The following is a 1,601-nucleotide window of genomic DNA, read 5'->3' on the forward strand; positions in this document are numbered from 1 at the left end:
AGTTCGACACGGGCCAGGTCGGCCGGGCGCTGTTGGAGGAGCGGCCGCCGACGGCGGCCGTGGCGGACGGCGGCGTCGACGTCGGGGCGCTGGTGCCGCTGACGGCGGCGGGCTCGGGCGAGGCTTCGCCGCTGACCGCGGCCGCGGTCCTCGACCCGGTGCGGGCGCCGCTGGCGGCCGGGCTCGGCGCGGACGGCCGGCTGACGCTCGGGGTCAGCGCGGCGGTGCCGTCCGCCGAGGCGCTGCGCGGGGCGTTGGAGGAGGCGCGGCACGCCCGCCGGGTGGCGGCGGCCAGGGGCGGGCGGGTGTCGGGCGCCGGCCACGAGGAGTTGGCCTCGCACGTGCTGCTGCTGCCGTTCGTCCCCGACGAGGTGCGGGGCGCGTTCACGGCCCGGCTGCTCGAACCGCTGCGCGACTACGACCGACGGCACCGCTCGGAGCTGGTCCCGACGCTCCGGACGTTCCTCGCCGCCGACGGCTCCTGGACGCGCTGCGCGGCGGCGCTCCACGTCCACGTCAACACGCTCAGATACCGGATCGGCCGGATCGAGCAGTTGACCGGGCGGGAGCTGAGCCGGCTGGAGGACAAGGTCGACTTCTTCCTCGCGCTCCGGCTCGACGAGCCCCCTACCTGGTAGGGCACATGATCACATAAACCAGACTCCTTGTGATTTCATTCACGCAGCCCTCTTGGCCTCACCCCACGCCTCGTGCTGAGATGCACTCATCTCGCACCACCAACGGCTCGACGACGCGCCTGGGAGGGCATGTGACGGAAACCGCCGTACCTCATTCCGGCAGGACGGCGGGCGGTGATCCGCTCGACAGCGCGGTCTGGCGGCTGCGGTCCAGGGGGTGTTGGGAGGACGCGGCGGCCCTGGTCGAGCCGCGCGCGGCGGCCGAGCCGAAGGCGGCCCTGCGGCGCGCCGAACTGCTCGTGGAGCGCTGCATGTTCACCGGCGAGGGCTGGGGCCGGGCCGAGGAGGCGCTGCGCGCGGCCGAGTCGCTCTCCCTGGACGACGAGGAGCGCGGCGCGGCCGCCTGCGAGCGCGGCTATCTCGCCTACGCCTCCACGCTGTTGCGGGTGCGGGACCGGGCCGACGAGGCCCGCGCCGCGCTCGGCCGCTCGGCGGCGCTGCTGGCCCCCGACTCCCCCGGCCGGCCGCTCCTCGACTTCCGCCGCGGCCTGATGGCGGAGCACGTCAGCGGCAACCCCCAGGCGGCGGAGGCCGGTTACCGGCGCGCCCACAACGAGGCAGTCAACCGCGGCGACACGCTGCTCACCTCCTACACCTGGCGCCACCTGGCCGCGCTCGCGCTCCTCGCCGGCGACCAGGCCGAGGCCAGGCACGGCTTCACCGAATCCCTGCGGCTGCGCGAGGAGGCGGGCTTCCTGATCGGAATAGCCCCCGCCCTCGTCGCCCTGGCCGAGGTCGAACCCGAACCCGACTCCACCCGCCTACGCGCCGAGGCCGCCCGCCTCTTCCATCTCCTCGGCGACGTCCCCCGCTGGCTCACCGCCCACCTCCCCTGACGCGCCGCGGCGCCGCCCTGGCCGGCGGCCGGCCGAGGCGTCGCGCCGGGCACGCCGACCCGACGGC

2 protein-coding genes are annotated in these 1,601 nt (G+C 75.8%); both read left to right on the forward strand.

What is annotated here, in order from left to right; translation table 11 throughout:
• Positions 1 to 638, forward strand: a 638-nt coding sequence (locus tag ACYVPE_RS39730) for a PucR family transcriptional regulator (RefSeq protein ID WP_461038715.1), incomplete at its 5' end; no start/stop codon positions are given.
• 131 nt (positions 639 to 769) lie between these two features.
• Positions 770 to 1,534 (forward strand): hypothetical protein, encoded by a 765-nt coding sequence (locus ACYVPE_RS39735; RefSeq protein WP_461038716.1) that lies wholly within the window; start codon positions 770 to 772, stop codon positions 1,532 to 1,534.
• The last annotated feature ends 67 nt before the right edge of the window (positions 1,535 to 1,601 follow it).

The organism is Streptomyces mayteni (genome assembly GCF_054783955.1).